The following is a 21,735-nucleotide window of genomic DNA, read 5'->3' as shown; positions in this document are numbered from 1 at the left end:
AAAAGAAAAGGCGCCCCGAAGGGCGCCTTAACTGTCTGATATGTAATATTAAATCAGATGTGGTCTTGCTGCGGCATGCCGAGGATATGAAAGCCGCCATCGACGCGGATGATCTCGCCGGTGGTGTAGGCGCCGGCGTCCGAAGCCAGATAGACCGCTGTGCCACCGACCGCTTCCAGCGTCGCATTGGACCGCAAGGGGGCGTTCTGCTCGGTGTGCTTATAGGTCTTGCGCGCGCCGCCGATGGCGGCACCGGCTAGCGTTTTCATCGGGCCTGGGGAGATCGCATTGACACGGATGCCATCGGGACCGAGGTCGTTGGCCAGATAGCGCGTGGTGCTTTCCAGCGCGGCCTTGGCCACGCCCATCACATTGTAGTTCGGGGTCACCCGGTTCGAGCCGCCATAGGTCAGCGTCAGCATGGTGCCACCGCCGTTTTCCTGCATCATCGGATAGGCACGACGGGCCACCTCGATGAAGGAATAGGCGGAGATATCCATCGAGTTCTTGAAGTTGGCGCGGCTGGTGTTGATGAACCGGCCGGTCAGCTCCGTCTTGTCGGAATAGGCGATGGCGTGAACGATGAAATCGATCGTCGGCCAGCGCGCGCCCAGCTGTTCGAATGCGGTGTCGAGCGACGCATCGTCGGTCACATCCACATCCACCATGAAATCGCTGTCGACCGAGGCCGCCAGCGGCTCCAGACGTTTGCCGAAGGCCTCGCCCTGATAGGTGAAGGCCAGCTCGGCCCCGGCCTCATGCATCGCCTTGGCGATCCCCCAGGCGATGGAGCGGTCATTTGCCACCCCCATGATCAGGCCCCGTTTGCCGGCCAATACTCCTGTCACGTTGTCAATCCTTGTACTTGCTGAGAACCATGGACCCATTGGTGCCGCCAAAGCCGAAGCTGTTGGTCATGACACTGTCGAGCCCTGCGTTTTCAACATATTGGGTCGCCACTTCGCCGTCCTCGATACCCTCTGCGAGGGTTTCGACGTTGATCGAAGGGGTGATGAAATCATTGTCCAGCATCAGGAGGCTGAAGATCGCCTCCAGCGCGCCTGCCGCACCCTGCGCGTGGCCGGTCATCGACTTGGTGGAGGAGATCGGCGGCACCTGACCGGCGCCAAAGACGCGGCGGGCGGCTTCGACCTCGCCCACGTCCCCAACCGGTGTCGAGGTGCCATGCGCGTTGATATAGGAGACCTTGCGACCTTCGGGCAGGGTCTGCAGGGCCAGACGCATCGCGCGCTCGCCGCCCTCGCCAGAGGGGGCCACCATGTCGTGCCCGTCGGAGGTGGCGGCAAAGCCGGTCACTTCGGCATAGATCTTGGCACCACGCGCCAGCGCATGCTCCAGATCCTCCAGCACCACGATGCCGCCACCGCCGGAGATCACAAAACCATCGCGGTCCTGATCGAAAGCGCGGGAGGCTTTTTCCGGCGTGTCGTTAAACTTCGAGGACATCGCGCCCATGGCGTCGAACAGGCAGGACAGGGTCCAGTCCAGTTCCTCGCCGCCACCGGCGAACATCACGTCCTGCTTGCCCATCATGATCTGCTCTGCGGCATTGCCGATGCAGTGCAGCGAGGTGGAGCAGGCAGAGGTGATCGAATAGTTGATGCCCTTGATCTTGAACGCGGTCGCCAGGTTGGCGGAGATCGTCGAGGACATGCATTTCGGCACCGCGAAGGGGCCGATGCGCTTGGTGGCGCCGGTCTTCAGCACGGTCTGATGCGCGGTCAGCATCGAGGAGGTGGACGGCCCGCCGGAGCCTGCGATCAAGCCGGTGCGTTCGTTCACCACCTGATCCTCGCCCAGACCGGAATCGGCAATCGCCTGTTGCATGGCGATATGCGCATAGGCGGCGCCGGGGCCCATGAAGCGCAGGGTGCGCTTGTCCACGTGTTCGGCGGGGTTGATTTTCAGCGTGCCTGCAATCTGGCTGCGGAACCCATGTTCCGCCATCTCTTCGCTGGCGGTGATGCCGGACTTGCCGGCCTTCAAGGAGGCAATGACCTCTTCGGCAGTGTTCCCGATGGAAGAGACGACTCCCAGACCGGTGACGACGACGCGACGCATGATGCGTACTCCTGTGTACTCGTGTGAAAGGGGGCTGGCCCCGTTCCTGTGCCCGTGTTCCTGTCGTGGCGACCCGCGGTGCGGATCAGCTCTCGGAGAGGGCCACTTTCATGTCCTTGACCTGATAGATCACCTCACCATCCGCTTCCACGATCCCGTCTGCGACGCCCATGGTCAAGCGGCGGGTTTGCAGGGCTTTGGTGAAATTGATGCGATAGGTCAGCATTTTACGCTCCGGGCGCACCATGCCGGTCAGTTTGACCTCGCCAACGCCAAGCGCATAGCCACGCCCCTGCCAGCCGCGCCAGCCCAGGTTGAAGCCGGTGAGCTGCCACAGGCCATCAAGGCCGAGGCAGCCGGGCATGATCGGGTTGCCGGGGAAATGGCACTCGAAGAACCACAGGTCCGGGGTGATGTCGAATTCCGCGATGATATGGCCCTTGCCATGCTCACCGCCGTCGCTGCTCACCTCGGTGATGCGGTCCATCATCAGCATCGGGGGCGCCGGCAACTGTGCATTGCCGGGTCCAAACAGCTCGCCTCTTGCGCATTTGAGCAGGTCTTCCTTGTCAAAGCTGCTGGGATATTGGGCCATGTGCGGGGCAACTCCTGCCTGTGGGTCTCAAAATAGGTTCAACGACCCCATTAGCACCGCGTTTACATGTCCTGCAAGGGCAGCGCGATGCTGCATGTGCGAGGGTGAGGTGAGGTTTTATCCGGTCTGTGCCGGAAGAACGGGCGGCTGTCTTTGCAAATCGGATTGAAAACGGGCAGTATTCTGCCATATAGAACGCCAGTGGATGTGAACAGTAGGAAGGTGATCATGACGCCGACCCATGAAGAGAACGCCAACAAGTGGCTGATGGAGGCGGGCCTGCGCCCGACCCGCCAGCGCGTGACGCTGGCCTCTCTGCTGGTGGGCGATGGCCAGCACCGTCACGTCACCGCTGAGAGCCTGTTTGATGCCGCCAAGGACGATGGTGCAGCCGTGTCACTGGCGACGGTCTACAACACGCTGCGTGCCTTTTGCGAGGCGGGCGTGCTGCAGGAGATCACCGTTGATGGCTCCAAGAGCTACTTCGACACCAATGTGCATGACCACCCCCACTACTACTGGGAAGGCGAGGGCCGCGTCAGCGATGCCCCGTCCGAGGAGCTGGTGATCCAGTCCCTGCCGCAGCCGCCCGAAGGGATGGAGATCGCCTCGGTCGATGTAGTCATCCGTCTGCGTAAGAAGTAAGCACCTCAACTTTCTGAAGAATTTCCTGTCAGAGCCGAGGTGAGCGCCGTCATGGCCTGTGCGGTGGGCGAGCCGTCCGCCGGTGTCGCATGGCAGGTCAGCACCACTGGTTCCCGGGCATGGGTATCGCGGATCGGACGCGCGACGAGCGGCATGCCGTCGTAGGTGAGGTCGCCGGGCGGAAGGCTGTAGGCCAGTCCGATCCCTTCGCCTCGGGCCGCCAGACTGCGCAGCAGCTCCAGCGATGCGGCCCGATGCGCCACCTCCGGCACCAGTCCCAGTGCTTTGAACAGCCGCATCATATGGGCGATCGACAGGCCCTCACGCGACAGGATCAGCGGCGCCCGGGCCAGTTCGGCAAGGCTGATATCCTCCTGCGCGGCCAGCGGGTGATCTGGTGGCATCAGCGCCTTAGGTGTGATGTGGTGCAGGTCCTGCCGGGTGAAACTCGAATCAAGTCCGAGGTCATAGGTCAGCGCGAGATCGCAGCTGCCCGCCCTGAGGGCCGTGATCAGATCCTCAAAGTGACCCTCAATGATATCGAGCCGGACCTGCGGCAGAGTGGCGCGCAGGGTGGCGAGGGCGCGTGGCAGCAGGAAGGGCGCAAGGTCGCTGAAACAGCCGATGGTCAGGTGCTGTGCGGCCTGAACGGCGGTGCCTGCGCGCTCCAGCTGGGCCGCCTGCACCAGCAGCGCCTCCGCCCCCGTGACAAAATCGCGCCCCTGCGGTGTCAGTTCCAGCGGCGCGCCCTTGCGGCGCAGGAACAGCACCCGGCCCAGATGCGCTTCGATCCGCGACAGCGCCGCCGACAGTGCCGGCTGGCTGACATGCAGGGCGGTCGCCGCGCCCGACAGACTGCCGTGATGGGCAATGGCGGTGACATATTCATAGTGGCGTAGTGTCAGGTATAACATCAGCGGAATGGTATCTTAGAAAGATATGATTTGAAACTATGTACGCCGCCTGAGACGGTCAGAAGAACAGATAGTCAGAGGGAGTAGGGACATCATGGTACATCCGTTGCTGAGCGAAGATCAGGTCGAGGCCTACCAGCGCGACGGCGTGGTGATGATAAAGGGGCTGTTTCGCGATCAGGTGGAGCTGCTGCGCAAGGGGGTGGCGGCCAATATGGCGGAACCCGGTCCCTATGCCTCCAATAACGACAAGCAGGGCGAAAGCGGTCGTTTCTTCGATGACTACTGCAACTGGACCCGCATTCCGGAGTTTGCCGCCGCCATTGAGGCCTCGCCGGTAGCGGAGGTGGCCGCGGATCTGATGGGTTCGGATCTGGTGCAGATGTTTCACGACCATGTGCTGGTCAAGGAGCCGGGCACCTCGATGGCGACCCCCTGGCATCAGGACGGACCCTATTATTTTGTCGAGGGTCAGCAGACCGTCAGCTTCTGGTCGCCGCTCGACCCGGTGCGGAAGGCGAGCCTGCGCTGCGTGGCCGGATCTCATCACTGGGAGAAGGAAGTGCTGCCCACCCGCTGGGTCTCGCAAGAGGGTTTTTTTGCCGATGAAGGGCAGTACATGGCGGTGCCGGACCCGGACGCGGAGGGCATGCGGGTGATGGAGTGGGAGATGGAGCCCGGCGATGCGGTGGCGTTTCACTTTCGCACCCTGCACGGCGCACGCGGCAATACCTCTGACATGCGCCGCCGGGCGTTCTCTTTGCGGCTGGTGGGGCAGGATGCGCGGTATGTGGAGCGTCCGGGGCCGACCTCGCCGCCGTTTCCGGGCCATGACATGACCCCGGGCCAGCGTCTGCGCGAGGATTGGTTTCCGTTGTTGTTGCAACGCTAGGGACGCGGGGCAGGGGGCGTTGCCCCCTCGGCGCCAGGGCGCCTCACCCCCGAGGTATTTGGGGAAAAGATGAAATTGACAGGCGAGGGGCCTGCACCGTTTTGTTCATAGCTCGGCCGGAGGTCAGTTTCGCGGATGCGGGGTGTTCAGAACCACTGGCCGGGCTCCATCAGGCCGAGGTCGAGGAGCTGGCGCGAGTGCCATTCAAACGGCGTGGAGTTGTGCCATTTGAAGCTCTGGATTTCGAATGTGGAACCGGGGTTGCGCTTCAGCGCCTTGGCGGCGCGAAAGGAGCAGATCGCTGCGGTCAGGTTGTGGTGCCATGGGCAGGCGTAGGTATTGTATTCCTGTTCGTTGAACGTGTGATCGGCGCGCAGCTGCAAGCCTTTCCTGGCGCGAAACAATGCGATGCGGTCGATCTTGCGGCTTGCGTCGGGGATGTGTTCCTCGTGTCGCCAGCGGATGCCGCCGAAGAAATCCAGCTGCCGGTCGCGCGGATCACCGGTAATGGGGTCCTTGCGTCCCTGCGCATAATAGCCGGAGCGATCCAGGCAGGCGTCCTCGATCGAGACCGCGTTGGGGTGGGTCTCCAGATCGCCGGCATAGAGGTCGATCACATAGGTCAGCATCGCATCGCGCCGTTCCTCCGCGTGGAAGGTCAGCATCTCGGTTACTGTGCGCGACTCGCAAAACGGGTAGAAGAGGTATTCGGCGTTATAGCAGTAATAGAGCCAGCAGCCCGGGCTGGCCGCCGCGATCACCCTGTTGACGCCTTCCACTACCGCCTCGGCCGGGCCGCAGTCAAAGGGCACGCGATGCACCCTTTCCGCCACGTCGCCGGGCAGGTCGAAAGCATTGGGCATCAACGCCACTACGGCCTTGAAGCCGCAATCCAGGTGATGACGTAAGCTGGTGCCGATCTCCACCTCATCCTCGACGAAGATTAGCGCCACCGGTCCTTTGGCGAGCACCGATTTGCCGGTCTGCAGGAAATCCTCCAGCGAGGCATAGATCATCGGGCCTGTCCTTCTGCTCCGCCCCGGTTGTGCCCCGGTGCCTTGTCTGGTGTTCGCGGGTAAAATCGGGTAATTGCCCTGCCATTGCAAGCGGCCACAATTCGCGCTATGCGCTGCCGCTGTTCTTTCGCCTTGCTCCCCGTCGCTAGAAGGTAGCCCCGCCATGACCGCGCCCAAGAAGCTCTATATCAAGACCTATGGCTGTCAGATGAACGTCTATGACAGCGAACGCATGTCGGAGGCGCTGGGCGGTCAGGGCTATGTGGAAACGCAATCCCCCGACGACGCGGACATGATCCTGCTGAATACATGCCACATTCGCGAAAAGGCGGCCGAGAAGGTCTATTCCGAGCTGGGCCGCTTCAAGGGGCTGAAGGCCGATAAGCCGGATCTGAAGATCGGAGTGGCGGGCTGTGTCGCCCAAGCCGAAGGCGAGGAAATCATGCGCCGCCAGCCGCTGGTGGATCTGGTAGTTGGTCCGCAGAGCTATCACCGCCTGCCGGAGATGGAAGCCAAGGCGGGTGCGGGTGAAAAGGTGCTCGACACCGATTTCCCCGAGGAAGACAAGTTCGAGCAGCTGAAACGCCGCCCCAAGGCCAAGCGTGGCCCCACCGCATTTCTTACCGTGCAGGAGGGTTGTGACAAATTCTGTGCCTTCTGCGTGGTGCCCTATACCCGCGGTGCCGAGGTGTCCCGCCCGGCTGACCGCATCCTGCGCGAGGCGGAGGATCTGGTGGAACGCGGCGTGCGCGAGATCACCCTGCTTGGGCAGAACGTCAACGCCTATCACGGCGCGGGTGCCGACGGTGACACGACGCTGGCGCAGCTGATCTGGCAGCTTGACAAGATCGACGGGCTGGAGCGCATCCGCTTCACCACCTCGCACCCCAACGACATGATGGATGATCTGATCGAGGCGCATGGCACCTGTGCCAAGCTGATGCCCTATCTGCATCTGCCGGTGCAGGCGGGGTCGGACAAGATCCTGAAGCGGATGAACCGGGCTCATACAGCCGAGAGCTATCTGCGCCTGATCGAGCGCATTCGGGCAGCGCGGCCCGATATCTTGATTTCCGGCGATTTCATCGTCGGCTTTCCCGAAGAGACCGAAGCAGATTTCCAGGCCACGCTCGATCTGGTGGAACAGGTGAAATACGGCACCGCTTATTCGTTCAAATACTCCACCCGTCCGGGCACACCGGCTGCAGAACGTGCGCAGGTGGACCCGAAGGAAGCCGACGACCGGTTGCAGCGGCTGCAGGCCCTGCTGACCCGCCAGCAGCGCGAGGTGCAGGACAGCATGGTGGGCCGCGAGGTTGGCGTGCTGTTCGAAAAGCCCGGGCGCTTTGCAGGTCAGATGGTGGGCAAGTCCGATTATCTGCACGCGGTTCATGTGGCTGACTGCGATGCCGCCGTGGGCGACCTGCGCCGGGTGCGGATCCTGTCCTCCGGGACCAACTCGCTGGCTGGCGAGCTGATCGGCTGAGCGCGATAGCGGCTGCGTAGGCGGACTAGGCGTCTGGTTGATGTGCAGCCCGCGCACAATTCAGGTGTTGAAGGCTGGGACCGCCAGAGCGCTGTGCGACTCGGTGGTGGCGGCTGGGCAGAACTTACTTTCACATTCTGAAGGGCTGGCGGCCTCATTGATCGCGGTGCGTCAGCAATAAGTCGCCAAGTGCGGGACTGTTTCGCATGCGCGCTGTGAACGCCGCGAAATTCCCCATGGAGTGGCCTCATGTTCAGGGAAAATTAGTGTAAATTAGGGACATACATAAGACACGGAAGGTTCAGAAAGGATCATTCCCAAGTGGGCCAATTGAAGGATGCCTGTTGTGTTTAATCGAATATTAAGCAAAGCCTGTGCGCCTCTTGCCTGCGCCGCGACCGTCGTTTCGCTCGCTCTGGCCGCACCCGTTGCCGCGCAAGAGACCGCCCCGCTGCGTGGCGAACGATATGTCCCAACCATCTGGGTTGATCCAGACGGGTGTGAGCACTGGGTCATGGATGATGGTGCCGAGGGCTACATGACCACGCATATGACACCGGACGGTAAACCTGTTTGCCGCCGAGGTCAGCTCTGCGGCATGATGCCGACCGATCAGTTCTTTGCCACCGACGGCAGCGCCATTAATGCCGCAGGGCGCAAGCGCCTTCAGGAGTGGTTTAAGTCCACGATGCCGGGGACCCGTTACTTTGTCGTCGCCGGTCATACCGACAGCCGTGCCTCGGATGAATACAATATGGCCCTCTCCAAGCGTCGCGCCGACGCGGTGGCGCAGGTTGGTCGTTCGGTCGGGGCGCGTATCAGGGACATCCGGGCCTATGGCGAGCGCAGTCCACGCGTTCCCAATCGTGGGGCTGCCAACAGGGCGCAGAATCGCCGAGTCGAAATTTACTGCGTAAGCCGCTGAGGGAGCTGGAGTATGAAGATTATCAAAGGGGTCTCAGTGATCACGCTCGGGCTTGTGCTTGCAGCATGTGGCGATGTGTCTGACAAGACCCGCGATCAGAACTTTTTTGACGGTGGTGATGGCGACCTTGCCGGTCTGACGGCGGGCATATGGGTTGATCCGCAGGGGTGCGAACACTGGATCGTCGATGATGGCGTAGAGGGCTATCTGGATCCGCGCATGACTCCGGACGGCAAGCCGGTCTGCAACAGTGAGTTGCCGCGCAATGTTGCGGTCGGCCCCTTCAAGAGCGGGTCGTTGTTCACCGACCCGATTTGATCCGATTGCTTTGGCAGATGTCCAGGCGGTGCCTCACGGCGCCGCCTTTTTCGTGCTGGGCGGGTCTTTTGCGCGGTGCCTTGCCGGTCCAATGTAGCAGTTGCGTGAAATCCGGCGTTTCCCAGTGGGCTAGCCCTTGCGCGGGCGCGCGCGGAGATGCAGACTGAAGGTGCAATTTGACAACAGGAGAGCCGTTTGGCCACTAGTGTTCTGCCCCCGTCCTCCGAGCACGCCCCAGCACCCGAAGTGCTGCTGGAATTTCCTGACAACCGACTTCTGATAGAGCTGTGCGGCGAGTTCGACCGTCACCTCGCCGAGATCGAGCAACGCCTGGGCGTGCAGATCATCCGGCGCGGCAACCAGCTGATCGTGCATGGCGATCCTGAGCTGTGTCAGCAGGCTGCGGAGTTGCTGTCTTTGCTTTATGAACGCCTGGAGAGCGGGCGTCCGGTTGAGCGGGAAGACATTGATCGCGAGCTGCGTCTGGATCGTTCGGATGAGGAGGCTGCGGCCTCTGGTCCAGACAGCCAGATGGAGATGTTCACCGGCGGCAAGGTGGAGATCAAGACCCGCAAGAAACTGGTCGAGCCACGGACCGACGCGCAGAAGGCCTATGTGAAGAACCTCTATGAAAACGAGATGGCATTCGGCATCGGGCCCGCGGGCACCGGCAAGACCTATCTGGCAGTGGCCGTGGGCGTGTCGATGTTCATCCAGGGCCATGTGGACAAGATCATCCTCTGTCGGCCTGCTGTTGAGGCGGGAGAGCGGCTGGGCTTTTTGCCCGGTACGCAGGAGGAAAAGGTCGATCCCTACATGCAGCCGCTTTACGACGCGCTGAATGATTTCCTTCCGGGCAAGCAGCTGGCCAAGCTGAAGGAAGAAAAGACCATCGAGATCGCGCCGCTGGCCTTCATGCGCGGGCGCACGCTGTCGAATGCCTATGTGGTACTTGATGAAGCGCAGAACGCCACCACCATGCAGATGAAGATGTTCCTGACCCGTCTGGGTGAGGGCTCTCGCATGGTGATCACCGGCGACCGGACTCAGGTCGACCTGCCGCGTGGCGTGCAATCCGGGCTGCAGGATGCCGAACGTTTGCTGGCGCCGATCCCGAAGATATCGTTCAATTATTTCACTGCCAAGGATGTGGTCCGCCACCCGCTCGTGGCCGCGATCATCGAGGCCTATGACAAGGACGAAATGACGGGGTGATCTGCCTGGTCTGACACTCGTCCTGTCGCCGGATTGGGTGGTAGGGGCCGACGCAGGAGCCTCCGGCGGAGATATTTATGAAAAGCTGAAGTTGGGCCAACGCGTAAGGTCGAGCGGCAGGGCAGCGCTTTCGGCATGCTGTGCTGCGCCGTCCAGTGGTCTTTGTTCAACGGCCCCCCGGCGCACTTCGCGTTAGAGCAACCGCCCCTAGCACCGGCGGGACGGCGGATGTTCGCCGCCTGGGCTGCGCTTGCTCGCCACTGACTGCGAGATCGGTCAGGCGCAGCGGGCGGATGACGGTGCTGGCGGGATCTGTCAGTGCGGCGTCGCATCTTCGGTGCTTTTGTTCCGATTAAGGTCGAGGTAAGGCGGGGTGATGATACTGGATGTTGTGATCGAAGATGGCCGCTGGGAAACAGTGGCGCTGGAAAAACAGGCGGAGGTCGCGATCGCGGCCACGCTGGACTGTCTGGGTCTCGGGGGCGAGGACTGGGAGGTTTCCATTCTTGGTTGTGATGACCCGCGCATCGCCGAGCTGAACGCGGACTTTCGTCAGAAGTCCAAAGCCACTAATGTCCTTAGCTGGCCGGCGCAAGAGCTGGCCGCCGAGGAGGCGGGCGCGACGCCGCGAGAGCCGGAGATGGATTTCATGGGAGATGCGGCGTTGGGCGACATCGCGATCTCATATGACACCTGCATGGCCGAGGCGGCCGCAGCGGGCAAAGATCCGCTGCATCATGTGCAACATTTGCTCGTTCACGGAACGTTGCATTTATTGGGCTATGATCACATTCGTGACAGCGACGCCACGGTCATGGAAACATTGGAGGTCAGGATACTTGGCAAACTGGGTATTCCTGACCCATATATCTTGGAGGACGGGCCGTGAGCGGCCACTTTGGAATGGAACAATGGGCGATATAGAAGGCAGTTCTAACGCAGCGCAGAGCGCGCTGCAGGACATTGAAGCGATGGAACCAACGTTGAACGGGGCGGAGACGCCCGGGTTCCTGAGTAAGATTTTCGGGAGTTTTTCCCAAACCACCGAGGATGACGCGCCGGAGCAAGATGGCGGTGAAATCCTCGCGGACCCTCCACCGGGCATGATGAACCTCCGCCGGCTGCGGGTCGAGGATGTCGCAATTCCGACCGCCGAGATTGATGCCGTGCCCGTGACGATCGCACGCGAAGAGCTGGTGCAGATGTTTCGTGACACTGGTTTCACCCGCGTTCCGGTCTACGAAGGCACACTCGACACGCCACTGGGATTTGTGCACCTCAAGGATTTTGCCCTGACCTATGGCTTCGATTGTGAGCGCGAAGGGTTTGATCTTGCCAATATGTTGCGGCCGCTGCTCTTCGTGCCGCCGTCCATGCCGATTGGTGTCTTGCTGACAAAGATGCAGGCAGAGCGCCGCCATATGGCGCTGGTGATCGACGAATATGGTGGCGTCGACGGCCTGCTGACGATCGAAGACCTGATCGAGCAGGTGGTCGGCGAAATCGAGGATGAGCACGACAGCGGAGAGGATCAGACCTGGGTGCAGGAAAAGCCCGGCTGTTATGTTGCGCAGGCCCGTACACCGCTGGTCGAGTTCGAGAGTGAGATCGGCATTCCGTTGACCCGTCACGAAGATGTGGATGGCGAGGAAATCGATACCCTCGGCGGGCTGGTCTTCATGCTCTCGGGACGCGTGCCCGCGCGCGGCGAGGTGATCCAGCATCCAGAAGGTCCGGAGTTCGAGGTGGTCGATGCTGATCCCCGCCGGATCAAGCGCCTGCGTGTGCGCCTGCCCGGTATCGTCGCGGAATGAGTTTGCCGCCCGCGCTTGGTCGGTTTGGCCCCTATGGGCTGGCCTTTGGTGCGGGTGCGCTGATGGCGCAGGGATTGGCGCCTGTGTCCGCGGTCTGGACGACGCCGGTGGCATTGCTGATCGTTGCGCTCTTGTTCTTGCGCTCGGACCAGCCGCGTCGCGCAGGCGGGATAGGCTGGCTGTTTGGCTGCGGCTATTTCGGTTTTGGTCTCAGCTGGATCATGGAGCCGTTTCAGATTGACGCGGCCACATTTGGCTGGATGGCGCCCTTTGCGTTGGTGCTGATGGCGGCAGGTTTGGCATTGTTCTGGGCGCTCGCCTTCTGGGCTGGCGCAAGGATGTCTCGCGGTGATTGGCGGGTGTTTGCGTTGGTGGCCACATGGAGTTTGGCCGAGCTGGCCCGTGCCTATGTTCTGACGGGCTTTCCGTGGGCGGGTTTTGCGCAGCTGGCATTTCCACGCGATCTGGTCTTGCGGGCGGTGCCCTGGGTTGGATCGCATGGGTTTGCGGTGCTGCTTTTGCTGGCGGTGCTGCCTTGCGTGCTGCTGGCCCGGCGTCCCCTGTTTGCAGTGCTGCCCATCGGCCTGATGGTGATTGCGTCAGGCTGGCTGCCCGATGGACGTCCGTTTGGTGGCAATCTGCCGCTGACCAGCCAGACCGTGCGTCTGGTGCAGCCCAATGCGCCACAGGCTGAAAAATGGTTGCCCGAGAAACGCTGGATGTTCGTGCAGCGGATGCTCGATTTTACCGCCGCCGCTCCGGCCCAGGCCGGAAGCGGACGTCCGGATCTGGTGATCTGGCCAGAGACGGCGATCCCCACCTTGCAAAACTACATCGACGAGGTGCGCCCGGCATTGGTCGAGGCCGCGCGAGGGGCAGAGGTGATCTATGGCATCCAGCGCGAGGAAAACGGGCGCTACATGAATTCTGCCGTGGTGATGAGTGCGGAAGGTGAGGCGCTCGACATCTATGACAAGGTGCATCTCGTGCCCTTCGGCGAATACATGCCGCTCCCGAAGCTATGGGAGAGGTTCGGCGTCTTCGGCCTCGCCTCCCGCGCTGCCGGTGGCTATGCGCCCGGGACGCAACGGCGGCTGCTGGACACGATCGCAGGCCGGGCGCTGCCGCTGATCTGCTACGAGGGCGTGTTTGCGCAGGATGTGAATGCCACGCCCTCTCGGCCGGATTATCTGGTTCTGATCACCAATGATGCGTGGTTCGGCAACTACTCCGGCCCCTATCAGCATCTCGTTCAGGCACAGTTGCGCGCCGCCGAGCAGGGTTTGCCGATGCTGCGGGCTGCAAATACCGGCGTCTCGGCGGTCATCGATCCCTATGGTCATGTCCGGGACAGTCTTGCGCTCAATACCGCAGGCTACCTTGACGCACGCTTGCCCCGCCCCTTGCCGCCGACGCTCTACAGTCGCAGTGGCGATTGGCCGGCGCTGTTCGTTTCCCTGCTGCTGCTTTGTGTCGTCAGTCTGCCACGGCTGGGCATGAACCGGCGGCGAACACTTGCTTAATCTGTTGAAGCTATAGATTGACCCAAGGAGTGAGCGCGCCTACTGCGTTCTACATCGCCGCCACAACGGCTTCCTGACGTGGCGGACTTCATTTAGCGGAGCACATCTCTTATGAGTCGAAATAACTACACCTTCACCTCGGAGTCCGTATCCGAGGGTCACCCGGATAAGGTCTGCGACCGGATTTCCGATGCCGTCCTCGACGCGCTGATCGCCGAAGAGCCGGAGGCGCGCGTTGCCGCAGAGACCTTCGCCACCACCAATCGTGTGGTGATCGGGGGTGAGGTTGGCCTGGCGGACCAGGACAAGCTGAAGGACTACATGGGCAAGATCGACGAGATCACCCGCGCCTGCATTAAGGACATCGGCTACGAGCAGGACAAGTTTCACCACGAAACGGTTGAGATCACCAACCTGCTGCACGAGCAATCCGCCCATATCGCGCAGGGTGTCGACGCGGCTGGCGACAAGGACGAGGGGGCGGGCGACCAGGGCATCATGTTCGGCTTTGCCACCGATGAAACCGATGCGCTGATGCCTGCGCCGATCCAGTTCTCGCATGCAATTCTGCGTCGCCTTGCCGAAGTGCGCAAGAACGGCACCGAGCCGGCACTTGGTCCGGACGCCAAATCGCAGATCTCTGTGCGCTATGAAAACGGCCAACCGGTCGAGGTGTCGTCGCTGGTGCTGTCGACACAGCATCTGGACGAGACACTGACCTCCGCCGACATCCGTGCCATGGTAGAGCCGTATATTCGCGAGTCTCTGCCCGAGGGCTGGCTGACCAACAACACCGTCTGGCATGTAAATCCGACCGGCAAGTTTGTGATCGGCGGTCCCGATGGTGATGCGGGCCTGACCGGGCGCAAGATCATCGTGGACACCTATGGTGGTGCCGCACCGCATGGCGGCGGCGCGTTCTCCGGCAAAGACCCGACCAAGGTGGACCGCTCTGCAGCCTATGCCGCGCGCTACCTGGCCAAGAACATCGTGGCTGCCGGTCTTGCGCATAAATGCACGCTGCAGCTTTCGTATGCGATTGGTGTGGCTGCGCCGCTGTCGATCTATGTGAACACTCATGAGACCGGTGTCGTGCCGGACGAACAGATCGAGCTTGCCGTGCGCAAATGCATGGACCTGACACCGCGCGGCATCCGCACGCATCTGGGTCTTAACAAGCCGATCTATCAGCGCACCGCCGCATACGGCCACTTTGGTCGTGCACCGGAGGACGATGGTGGCTTCTCATGGGAGCGCACTGACCTGACCGGCGCGCTGAAGGGCGCGGTCTGAGCGCGGCACTTCAATCACGTCACGCAGAATCACGGGCGGGGGAACCCCTCGCCCGTTTTTGTATCGGCCATCTGGAGCAGATCTCGCGCAGGTCCGCCGGACTGGCCGATGCAACTGACAGGTATTGCCCGCCGTTGCGCGAGGCCCGCCCGCGCTGTCTATGACAGAGAGGCCGCGCGAGCTGGGCCGCTCATATGCTCATCTTTGCCTAAGTGATATCGCAGGGCCGTTCTGTTGATCTCTTTTTCTTGAACTGCAGAACGGGTTTGCTCCTTATACCCTTCGCCCGCTATTCAAGGGGGCGTAGCAGATCGGGCAAGGGGGCCAATATGGCGATACTGGGATACAAAACGGGGCCAGTCAGGGCGTTGCTGAGCCTCGCGGCCTTGATCTTGGCCGCGCCGGCATCGGCACTGGACGACGGGGCGGGCCGTCTGTTCGTGGATGGCAGCACGCTGTCCTTTGATACCGAGGCGGTTGCGGACGACCAACCCGGCGAGATCGTGATTTCCGATATCGACCTGTTCCGCAGCCTTCTGCAGGAACATCCGGACGTCAGCACGCTGCAGCTTAACTCCAGTGGTGGCAGCATTTACGCCAGTTCTGAAATCGCGTGGATCGTATCGGATTATGGTCTGAACACGCAGGTGGATGGTGAATGCGTCAGTGCCTGTGTCGACGTGTTCCTCGCAGGCGCGCGTCGCGAAATGACGCTGGGCTCGAAGATTGGATTTCATCGCCGTTCCTGGTCGCCGCAGGCGGTAGAAGGCTACTATGAAGATCTGCGCGAAAGCCGTGGCTGGGCCACACCGTTCGTCTTTGGATCCTGGATCTACACCGACACGCAGCGCGAGATGTTTGAGTACCTCAGCTACATGGTCGACAACGGCGTAGAGCCGGGATTTGCGATCCAGACGTTGCAGGTAGACTCGGGTGACGAATGGTATCCCACCCGCATGCAGCTGATCGAGGCAGGGGTGTTGCGTGACGAAGCGCCCTGAGCGCACCGGTCGGGGTCATTTGCGCTGCCCGCCGCAGGCGGGGCAGGGGGGAGGCTATCGCAATGTATGAACAACGGCATGTGCCGCCGCTCTCGCGCCCTCGCTTTCTGCGCCGCCTGTGGTGGCATGTCCTGACTGCGGTCATGCTGCTGGCCGTTTCGGTCTTTGCAGGTGCAGTGGCGCTGATGCATCTTGAGACGCTGCCCTTGTCCGAGGCGATCCTGCATGCAAGCACGCTGATCAGTGGGTTGGGACTGGCCGAGATGCCCCGGACGGGGGCGGGGCGTCTCTTCACCAGTCTGTTCGCGCTCTACAGCGGGTTCGTGGCTTTGGCTGTGTCCGGGATCATGATTGCGCCGGTGGCGCATCGTATGCTGCATTGTTTTCATTGGGACGGCGAGGATGCCACGGGATCACGCCGCACCGGGCCGTCCGACTGAGCGTCGCCGGTGTCGTGCCGCTTGACCTTCGCGACTGACTGCGGCAGAGGGGGGCGCCTTGCGTGGCCGTCGATGGCGCGTATTTCAGTGAGTTTACCAGAGGAAACCCGCCCCAGATGTCCGATGACAACGCCCGCACTGCTTTCACAGAGGCTGGAACCGGCCTTGATGCTGAGGGCAAACATGCCTCCGGTGCGCCTTGGCGGAACTTCTATGGCCGCTTCAAGGGCAAGCAGCTGAAGCCAAATCAGGTGCGTGACCTTGATGAGATGCTGCCCGGTCTGAGCCCGGGTGCGGTGGGGTGGGATGAAAACCCCGACCGGCTTCCGCTCGATCTTGAGGCGCTGTTTGGCGGGCGTGACGTCTGGCTTGAGGTTGGCTTTGGCGGTGGCGAGCATCTGGTGCATCAGGCCACGGCAAATCCGGACGTGGGCATCATTGGCGCGGAGCCCTATGTGAACGGCATTGCCATGCTTCTGGGCAAGCTGCGCAAGTCATCGGTCGAAAATGTGCGTGTTCACCCGGGGGACGCGCGGGATCTGATGGATGTATTGCCCGCGCAGAGCTTGTCGCGTGCCTTCCTGCTCTATCCGGACCCTTGGCCAAAGGCGCGTCACCACCGGCGCCGGTTTGTGACCCAAGAGCATTTGGCGCCGCTGGCCCGTGCCCTGAAACCCGGTGCGATCTTCCGCGTGGCGACGGATATTCCCGACTATGTGCGCCAGACGCTGGAAGAGGTGCCGCAGGCCGGATTCGAATGGCTGGCTGAGGGGCCGACCGACTGGCGCCAGCCATGGCAGGACTGGATTTCCACCCGCTACGAACAAAAGGCCCTGCGTGAGGGGCGCACGCCGCACTACCTCACCTTCCGCCGCACGGGGTGAGTTCGTGCCGCTCGCAACCGTTCGGCCATCGCCAACTGGAGAGCTGTACCACAAAGAGGGAAGCCTCCCGCGCGCCTAATCTGCATTGAAAATGCAGCCTGGCCCCTTGGGCCCGGCAGGCCGCGCCAGAGGCGCGGCCTGCGTCACCGCACTCTACAAGGGCGCGTGCGCCCCTCAAGAGGCGGCCAGACGGTCGGACAAGGCGCGCTTGGTGATGGACGACAGCGCCGTCTTGCGCTAACAGCCTTGCGACCGACTGAGAAGAGGAACCGCCCATGTCCGGACACGGCACGCCCATTCCGATGACCTCCCGCCGCGCCAGCCCGCTGAAAGGCGAGGCCCATGTGCCCGGCGACAAGTCGATCTCGCACCGTTCGTTGATCCTTGGTGCCATGGCCGTGGGCGAGACAAGAATCTCCGGCCTGCTCGAAGGCGAGGACGTGCTGGATACTGCCAAGGCGATGCAGGCCTTTGGCGCTGAGGTCACCAACCACGGCGGCGGCGAATGGTCCGTCTTCGGCGTTGGCGTCGGCGGTTTTGCCGAGCCGGAGAATGTCATCGACTGCGGCAACTCCGGCACCGGCGTGCGGCTGATCATGGGCGCCATGGCAACTTCGCCGATCACTGTGACCTTCACCGGCGATGCCTCGCTGAACAAGCGTCCTATGGCGCGAGTGACCGGTCCGCTGGCGCTGTTCGGGACCCAATCCGTGGGCCGCGAAGGGGGCCGCCTGCCGATGACCATCGTCGGCGCCGCAGAGCCGGTGCCGGTGCGCTACGAGGTCCCGGTGCCCTCGGCGCAGGTGAAATCGGCGGTGCTTCTGGCCGGGCTGAATGCACCCGGCAAGACCGTGGTGATCGAACGCGAGGCCACCCGCGATCACTCCGAACGTATGCTGGCGGGCTTTGGTGCCGAGATCACCACCGAGGACACCGACGAAGGTCGCGTCATCACCCTCACCGGTCAGCCCGAATTGCAGCCGCAGGTGATCGCTGTGCCGCGCGACCCCTCTTCCGCCGCCTTCCCGGTTTGCGCCGCGCTGGTCACCCCCGGCTCGGACGTGCTGGTGCCGGGCATCGGCCTCAACCCCACCCGTGCGGGCCTGTTTTACACGCTGCAGGATATGGGAGCGGATCTCACCTTCGAGAACCCACGTGAAGAAGGCGGCGAGCCGGTGGCCGATCTGCGGGCCAAATACTCCCCCGACATGACGGGCATTGACGTGCCGCCCGAGCGCGCGGCCTCGATGATCGACGAATATCCGGTGCTCTCCGTCGTGGCCTCTTTCGCAACCGGCACCACCATGATGGCGGGGGTGAAGGAATTGCGCGTCAAGGAAAGCGACCGCATCGACGCCATGGCCCGCGGGTTGCGCGCCAATGGCGTCACCGTCGAGGAGGGCGCGGACTGGTGGAGCGTCGAGGGCTGTGGCCCGGATGGCGTCAAGGGCGGCGCCACCTGCGAGAGCTTCCTCGACCACCGGATCGCCATGTCGTTCATGGTGATGGGCATGGGCGCGCAGGCGCCGGTCTCGGTGGACGATGGTGGCCCGATCGCCACATCCTTCCCGATCTTCGAACGCCTGATGAGCGATCTTGGCGCCCACATCAGCCGCGACAACACGTGAGCCCTTTCATCTTTTCAGAAATATCTCGGGGGTGAGCGCCTTTGGCGCGAGGGGGCAGCGCCCCCTGTGACCAGACCAGCCACAAGGAGAGACATCATGGCCTTTACCATTGCGATCGACGGTCCCGCGGCGGCGGGCAAGGGCACCATCTCGAAGGCGGTGTCGGATCATTTCGGCTATGGGCATCTGGACACCGGTCTGCTGTACCGCGTGGTCGGCGCGCGTATGCTGGACGGAGCGGAGCCGGTCGCGGCTGCCGAAGCTCTCGAGGTCGTGGATCTGGAGCGCGACGACCTGCGCACCGCCGAGGTGGCGCAAGCCGCCTCCAAGGTGGCGGTGATCGCCGGGGTGCGTGCCGCTCTGGTGGACTTCCAGCGTGCCTTTGCCCGTCGCTCCGGCGGCGCGGTCATGGACGGGCGCGACATCGGCACGGTGATCTGCCCGGAGGCGGAGGTGAAGCTGTTCGTGACCGCCAGCGCCGAGGTGCGCGCCACGCGGCGGTTCCTGGAACTGACCGGCAAGGGCAGCATCATCACGCTGGAGGAGGTGCTGGCGGATGTCCGCGCCCGCGACGAGCGTGACATGAACCGCGCCGAGGCGCCCTTGAGGCCGGCAGAGGATGCCGTGACCATCGACACCAGCAGCCTGAGCATTGAAGAGGCCATCGGCCAGGCCGTTGCGGTTGTCGAAGCCCGTCAAAAAGGCTGATATCTCGCAACGAATGGCATGAGGCCTGAGCGGCGCCCCAAGCGGGGCGCCGTTGTTTTTTCACGATCTGTAGGGGCAGGGGTTGCAGTCGTAGGCTTCGATGTCTACCTAAGTCTCGACGTCGAGATAAAATAACTTGAACGATCCGGTTCAGTTGTTAAATGACTGCATGCGAGACACACTGAAAGGACCTTCCCGATGTTTCTGGATAAGCTGAACTGGCGCTATGCTGCCAAGAAGATGGACCCTGCCAAACCCGTGCCGGAAGACAAGGTCGCCCGGATCGTCGAGGCGGTCCGCATGGCCCCCACCTCCAGCGGCGTGCAGCCGTTCGAGCTCTTCGTGATCCGCAACACCGCTCTGCGCGAGGCGATCCGGCCGGTGGCCTGGGATCAGGCGCAGATCACCGACGGCTCGCATCTGTTGGTCTTTGCCGCCTGGGACAATTACACCGAGGCGCGCATCGATGCGGTGGTCGAGCAGATGGTGGCAGAACGTGGCGATTCCGACATGCTGCAGGGCTATTTCGCTAACCTCAAGGAGATGCTGTTGCCGCGCTCGGCAGAGGTGAACCACGCCCATGCGTCCCATCAGGCCTATATCGCACTGGGGTTCGCCCTTGCCGCGGCGGCGGAACTGGGCGTCGACAGCACTCCGATGGAGGGGTTTGACCCCGACCAAGTGGACGAGATCCTCGACCTGAAATCCAAGGGGCTGCGATCCAAGGTGCTGCTGCCATTGGGCACCCGCGCCGAAGAGGGCGACTGGCTGCTGCCGATGCCAAAGGTGCGCAAAACCAAGGCGGCGCTGGTCACCGAAGTCGACTGATCTGCGCGAATGCGCGCCGGACGAAGAGGGGGGCGGAGCCAAGAGGCTCTGCCCTTTTTCATGGCTGGCTGGCGGTCGACCGCCGCGGCGCGGCACTTCGGATCAGTCGAACGTGATCTAGTCGAGCTTCCTTGCATCAAACTCTGCAACCCGCTGCGCTGAGGGGCGCGCTTCGCAGCGTTCGATCCACGCCTTGATGGCAGGATGCTCGGCGGCTTCGTGATTGAACCAGGTGAAGGGCGAAACCAGCAACAGGTCGGCTGCCGTGAACGTGTCGCCCATCAAAAAGGGCGCATATTCGAGGGCATCGGCCAAACGGCGGGTCATGTCTGGCACGCCCCTGAATGTGGCATCCAGAATCGGGTGTGACAGGTCCGCAGCGCCGCAGACGATGACCGGTTCAACCACATTGCCGTACCAGGCCAGCCAGCTGAGATAGCGTCCGCGCAGCGGATCACCGGCAACTGGTCCCGCGCCTGCACTTGGAAAAAGATCGGTGAGATAGAGAATGATGGCATTTGATTCCCAGATCTCGACACCTTCGTGAACCAGCAACGGCACTTTGCCTTCGGGATGCGGGTTCGCAGGGTCGTGCCCGCCGGTCCCATCCTGCCGCGTGACTTCGACGATGCGAATGTCGATCTGGGACCAGATATCCAGTTCATCTATCAGGCGGACAATGCGCGACGACCGCGAGCGCGGCGAATGATACAGGGTGAGCATGGTGGCGACTTCCTTGTTTGGTTTGAATCGGAAGTCGGATATACAGAGAACATACTGTCAGTTTCCGTCAGGAAGTCATGAGCCGACCCGAACGTCTTTTCCGCTTGATGAATGCCTTGCGCGTTTTACCCAAACCTGTGACCGCAGCCCGGCTGGCACTTGAAACCGAAGTGTCGGAACGCACCCTCTATCGAGATATCGACAGCCTTCGGGCGAGTGGGGCCCTGATTGATGGCGCGCCGGGGCTTGGCTATACGCTGACCGAAGATCCGGCCTTGCCGCCGCAGACGTTTGACCGGATCGAGATGGAAGCGCTGGTGGTGGGCTTAAGCGACGTGCGCCAGCGCGGTGATGCGCAGCTGGCTCAGGCAGCAGAATCCGCGCTTGCCAAGATCGCCGCGACCATGCCGGAGCGCTTGCAGCGTCAAATCGTTCACGCAACACATATGGTCTATCGCTATCAGGCGCCGACCACCGTGGCGCCGGATATGTCCCGGATAAGGACGGCATGCTGGGACGAATGCGCGCTCGACATTTGTTACCAAGATGCAGCTGGCGCGATCACGCATCGGCGGGTCTATCCGCTGGCGATCGTGTACATTGATCGGGGTGCCGCGCTACTGGCATGGTGTTGTTTGCGGCAGGAGTTTCGAAAGTTCATGATGTGGCGCATGGAAACTGCCGAGCCGACCGACGAGAGCTTTCGGCCAAACCGGGTCAGGTTGTTGCGTGATTATATCTCCCAGATGTCGAAGGCATACTCCGAAGATGCGCCGCGCAAAGCGTGACACTGTTCGAGCGTGGA

The 21,735-nt window shown here is 62.3% G+C and carries 23 protein-coding genes and 1 riboswitch; of the genes, 17 read left to right on the top strand and 6 right to left on the bottom strand.

Annotation, left to right across the window (positions count from 1 at the left end; all coding sequences use genetic code 11):
• Positions 1–53 precede the first annotated feature (53 nt).
• The 3 genes from R1T40_RS12170 to fabA all read right to left on the bottom strand — a co-directional run bounded on the left by R1T40_RS12170 (position 54) and on the right by fabA (position 2,677).
• Positions 54–848 (bottom strand): enoyl-ACP reductase FabI, encoded by a 795-nt coding sequence (locus R1T40_RS12170; protein WP_317384305.1) that lies wholly within the window; start codon positions 846–848, stop codon positions 54–56.
• Between the two features lie 4 nt (positions 849–852).
• Entirely contained in the window at positions 853–2,082 is a 1,230-nt protein-coding gene (fabB, locus tag R1T40_RS12165) for a beta-ketoacyl-ACP synthase I (protein WP_317384304.1), read from the bottom strand.
• A gap of 85 nt (positions 2,083–2,167) precedes the next feature.
• A complete protein-coding gene (gene fabA, locus R1T40_RS12160; protein WP_106161900.1) occupies positions 2,168–2,677 on the bottom strand; it encodes a bifunctional 3-hydroxydecanoyl-ACP dehydratase/trans-2-decenoyl-ACP isomerase in 510 nt (169 codons plus the stop codon).
• Between the two features lie 228 nt (positions 2,678–2,905).
• Here fabA and irrA point away from each other — a divergent pair, with 228 nt between their 5' ends.
• On the top strand, positions 2,906–3,322 hold the full coding sequence (gene irrA / locus R1T40_RS12155; RefSeq protein WP_317384303.1) for an iron response transcriptional regulator IrrA: 417 nt from the start codon (positions 2,906–2,908) through the stop codon (positions 3,320–3,322).
• Positions 3,323–3,327: 5 nt separating this feature from the next.
• On the opposite strand, the gene R1T40_RS12150 is transcribed toward irrA, so the two are convergent.
• On the bottom strand, positions 3,328–4,236 hold the full coding sequence (locus tag R1T40_RS12150; RefSeq protein ID WP_317384302.1) for a LysR family transcriptional regulator: 909 nt from the start codon (positions 4,234–4,236) through the stop codon (positions 3,328–3,330).
• A 94-nt stretch (positions 4,237–4,330) separates the two neighbouring features.
• Between R1T40_RS12150 and R1T40_RS12145 the strand changes: the two genes are divergently transcribed.
• A complete protein-coding gene (locus R1T40_RS12145; RefSeq protein WP_317384301.1) occupies positions 4,331–5,128 on the top strand; it encodes a phytanoyl-CoA dioxygenase family protein in 798 nt (265 codons plus the stop codon).
• 146 nt (positions 5,129–5,274) lie between these two features.
• Here R1T40_RS12145 and R1T40_RS12140 read toward each other — a convergent pair whose 3' ends face one another.
• Positions 5,275–6,144, bottom strand: coding sequence for a hypothetical protein (locus R1T40_RS12140; protein WP_317384300.1), 870 nt, complete (start codon positions 6,142–6,144; stop codon positions 5,275–5,277).
• Positions 6,145–6,307: 163 nt separating this feature from the next.
• Between R1T40_RS12140 and miaB the strand changes: the two genes are divergently transcribed.
• The 14 genes from miaB to R1T40_RS12070 all read left to right on the top strand — a co-directional run bounded on the left by miaB (position 6,308) and on the right by R1T40_RS12070 (position 20,207).
• The gene (gene miaB / locus R1T40_RS12135) at positions 6,308–7,630 is read left to right on the top strand and encodes a tRNA (N6-isopentenyl adenosine(37)-C2)-methylthiotransferase MiaB (protein WP_317384299.1); all 1,323 of its coding nucleotides are present in this window, start codon (positions 6,308–6,310) and stop codon (positions 7,628–7,630) included.
• A 337-nt stretch (positions 7,631–7,967) separates the two neighbouring features.
• Positions 7,968–8,555 (top strand): OmpA family protein, encoded by a 588-nt coding sequence (locus R1T40_RS12130; protein WP_394804987.1) that lies wholly within the window; start codon positions 7,968–7,970, stop codon positions 8,553–8,555.
• A gap of 12 nt (positions 8,556–8,567) precedes the next feature.
• A complete protein-coding gene (locus R1T40_RS12125) occupies positions 8,568–8,873 on the top strand; it encodes a hypothetical protein (RefSeq protein ID WP_106161910.1) in 306 nt (101 codons plus the stop codon).
• Positions 8,874–9,068: 195 nt separating this feature from the next.
• Entirely contained in the window at positions 9,069–10,088 is a 1,020-nt protein-coding gene (locus tag R1T40_RS12120; protein ID WP_317384298.1) for a PhoH family protein, read from the top strand.
• Positions 10,089–10,464: 376 nt separating this feature from the next.
• Positions 10,465–10,977 carry an rRNA maturation RNase YbeY gene (gene ybeY, locus R1T40_RS12115; protein WP_317384297.1) on the top strand — a complete coding sequence of 171 codons (513 nt, stop codon included), beginning with the start codon at positions 10,465–10,467 and terminating at the stop codon, positions 10,975–10,977.
• A 22-nt stretch (positions 10,978–10,999) separates the two neighbouring features.
• Positions 11,000–11,902 carry a hemolysin family protein gene (locus R1T40_RS12110; RefSeq protein WP_106161913.1) on the top strand — a complete coding sequence of 301 codons (903 nt, stop codon included), beginning with the start codon at positions 11,000–11,002 and terminating at the stop codon, positions 11,900–11,902.
• Complete coding sequence (gene lnt / locus R1T40_RS12105) at positions 11,899–13,425, top strand: apolipoprotein N-acyltransferase (protein WP_317384296.1); 1,527 nt, start codon at positions 11,899–11,901, stop codon at positions 13,423–13,425. The genes R1T40_RS12110 and lnt overlap by 4 nt, the downstream gene beginning before the upstream one ends.
• A 54-nt stretch (positions 13,426–13,479) precedes the next feature.
• A riboswitch (SAM-SAH riboswitch) is annotated at positions 13,480–13,528 on the top strand.
• A gap of 8 nt (positions 13,529–13,536) precedes the next feature.
• Entirely contained in the window at positions 13,537–14,718 is a 1,182-nt protein-coding gene (metK, locus tag R1T40_RS12100; RefSeq protein ID WP_317384295.1) for a methionine adenosyltransferase, read from the top strand.
• Between the two features lie 329 nt (positions 14,719–15,047).
• On the top strand, positions 15,048–15,719 hold the full coding sequence (locus tag R1T40_RS12095) for a COG3904 family protein (protein ID WP_317384294.1): 672 nt from the start codon (positions 15,048–15,050) through the stop codon (positions 15,717–15,719).
• A gap of 62 nt (positions 15,720–15,781) precedes the next feature.
• Entirely contained in the window at positions 15,782–16,159 is a 378-nt protein-coding gene (locus R1T40_RS12090; RefSeq protein ID WP_317384293.1) for a hypothetical protein, read from the top strand.
• Positions 16,160–16,275: 116 nt separating this feature from the next.
• Complete coding sequence (gene trmB / locus R1T40_RS12085) at positions 16,276–17,043, top strand: tRNA (guanine(46)-N(7))-methyltransferase TrmB (RefSeq protein ID WP_317384292.1); 768 nt, start codon at positions 16,276–16,278, stop codon at positions 17,041–17,043.
• Between the two features lie 275 nt (positions 17,044–17,318).
• Positions 17,319–18,671, top strand: coding sequence for a 3-phosphoshikimate 1-carboxyvinyltransferase (aroA, locus tag R1T40_RS12080; RefSeq protein ID WP_317384291.1), 1,353 nt, complete (start codon positions 17,319–17,321; stop codon positions 18,669–18,671).
• Positions 18,672–18,767: 96 nt separating this feature from the next.
• On the top strand, positions 18,768–19,379 hold the full coding sequence (gene cmk / locus R1T40_RS12075; protein WP_317384290.1) for a (d)CMP kinase: 612 nt from the start codon (positions 18,768–18,770) through the stop codon (positions 19,377–19,379).
• 198 nt (positions 19,380–19,577) lie between these two features.
• A complete protein-coding gene (locus tag R1T40_RS12070) occupies positions 19,578–20,207 on the top strand; it encodes a nitroreductase family protein (protein WP_317384289.1) in 630 nt (209 codons plus the stop codon).
• 117 nt (positions 20,208–20,324) lie between these two features.
• Here the strand turns inward: R1T40_RS12070 and R1T40_RS12065 are convergent, their stop codons facing one another.
• Entirely contained in the window at positions 20,325–20,930 is a 606-nt protein-coding gene (locus tag R1T40_RS12065; protein ID WP_317384288.1) for a glutathione S-transferase family protein, read from the bottom strand.
• Between the two features lie 77 nt (positions 20,931–21,007).
• Here R1T40_RS12065 and R1T40_RS12060 point away from each other — a divergent pair, with 77 nt between their 5' ends.
• A complete protein-coding gene (locus R1T40_RS12060; RefSeq protein WP_106161922.1) occupies positions 21,008–21,718 on the top strand; it encodes a helix-turn-helix transcriptional regulator in 711 nt (236 codons plus the stop codon).
• The last annotated feature ends 17 nt before the right edge of the window (positions 21,719–21,735 follow it).

Source organism: Tritonibacter scottomollicae (assembly GCF_032924845.1).
GTDB lineage: Bacteria > Pseudomonadota > Alphaproteobacteria > Rhodobacterales > Rhodobacteraceae > Epibacterium > Epibacterium scottomollicae.
The sequence above is the reverse complement of the archived record's forward strand: the minus strand, read 5'-3'. Positions and strand labels throughout refer to the sequence as shown.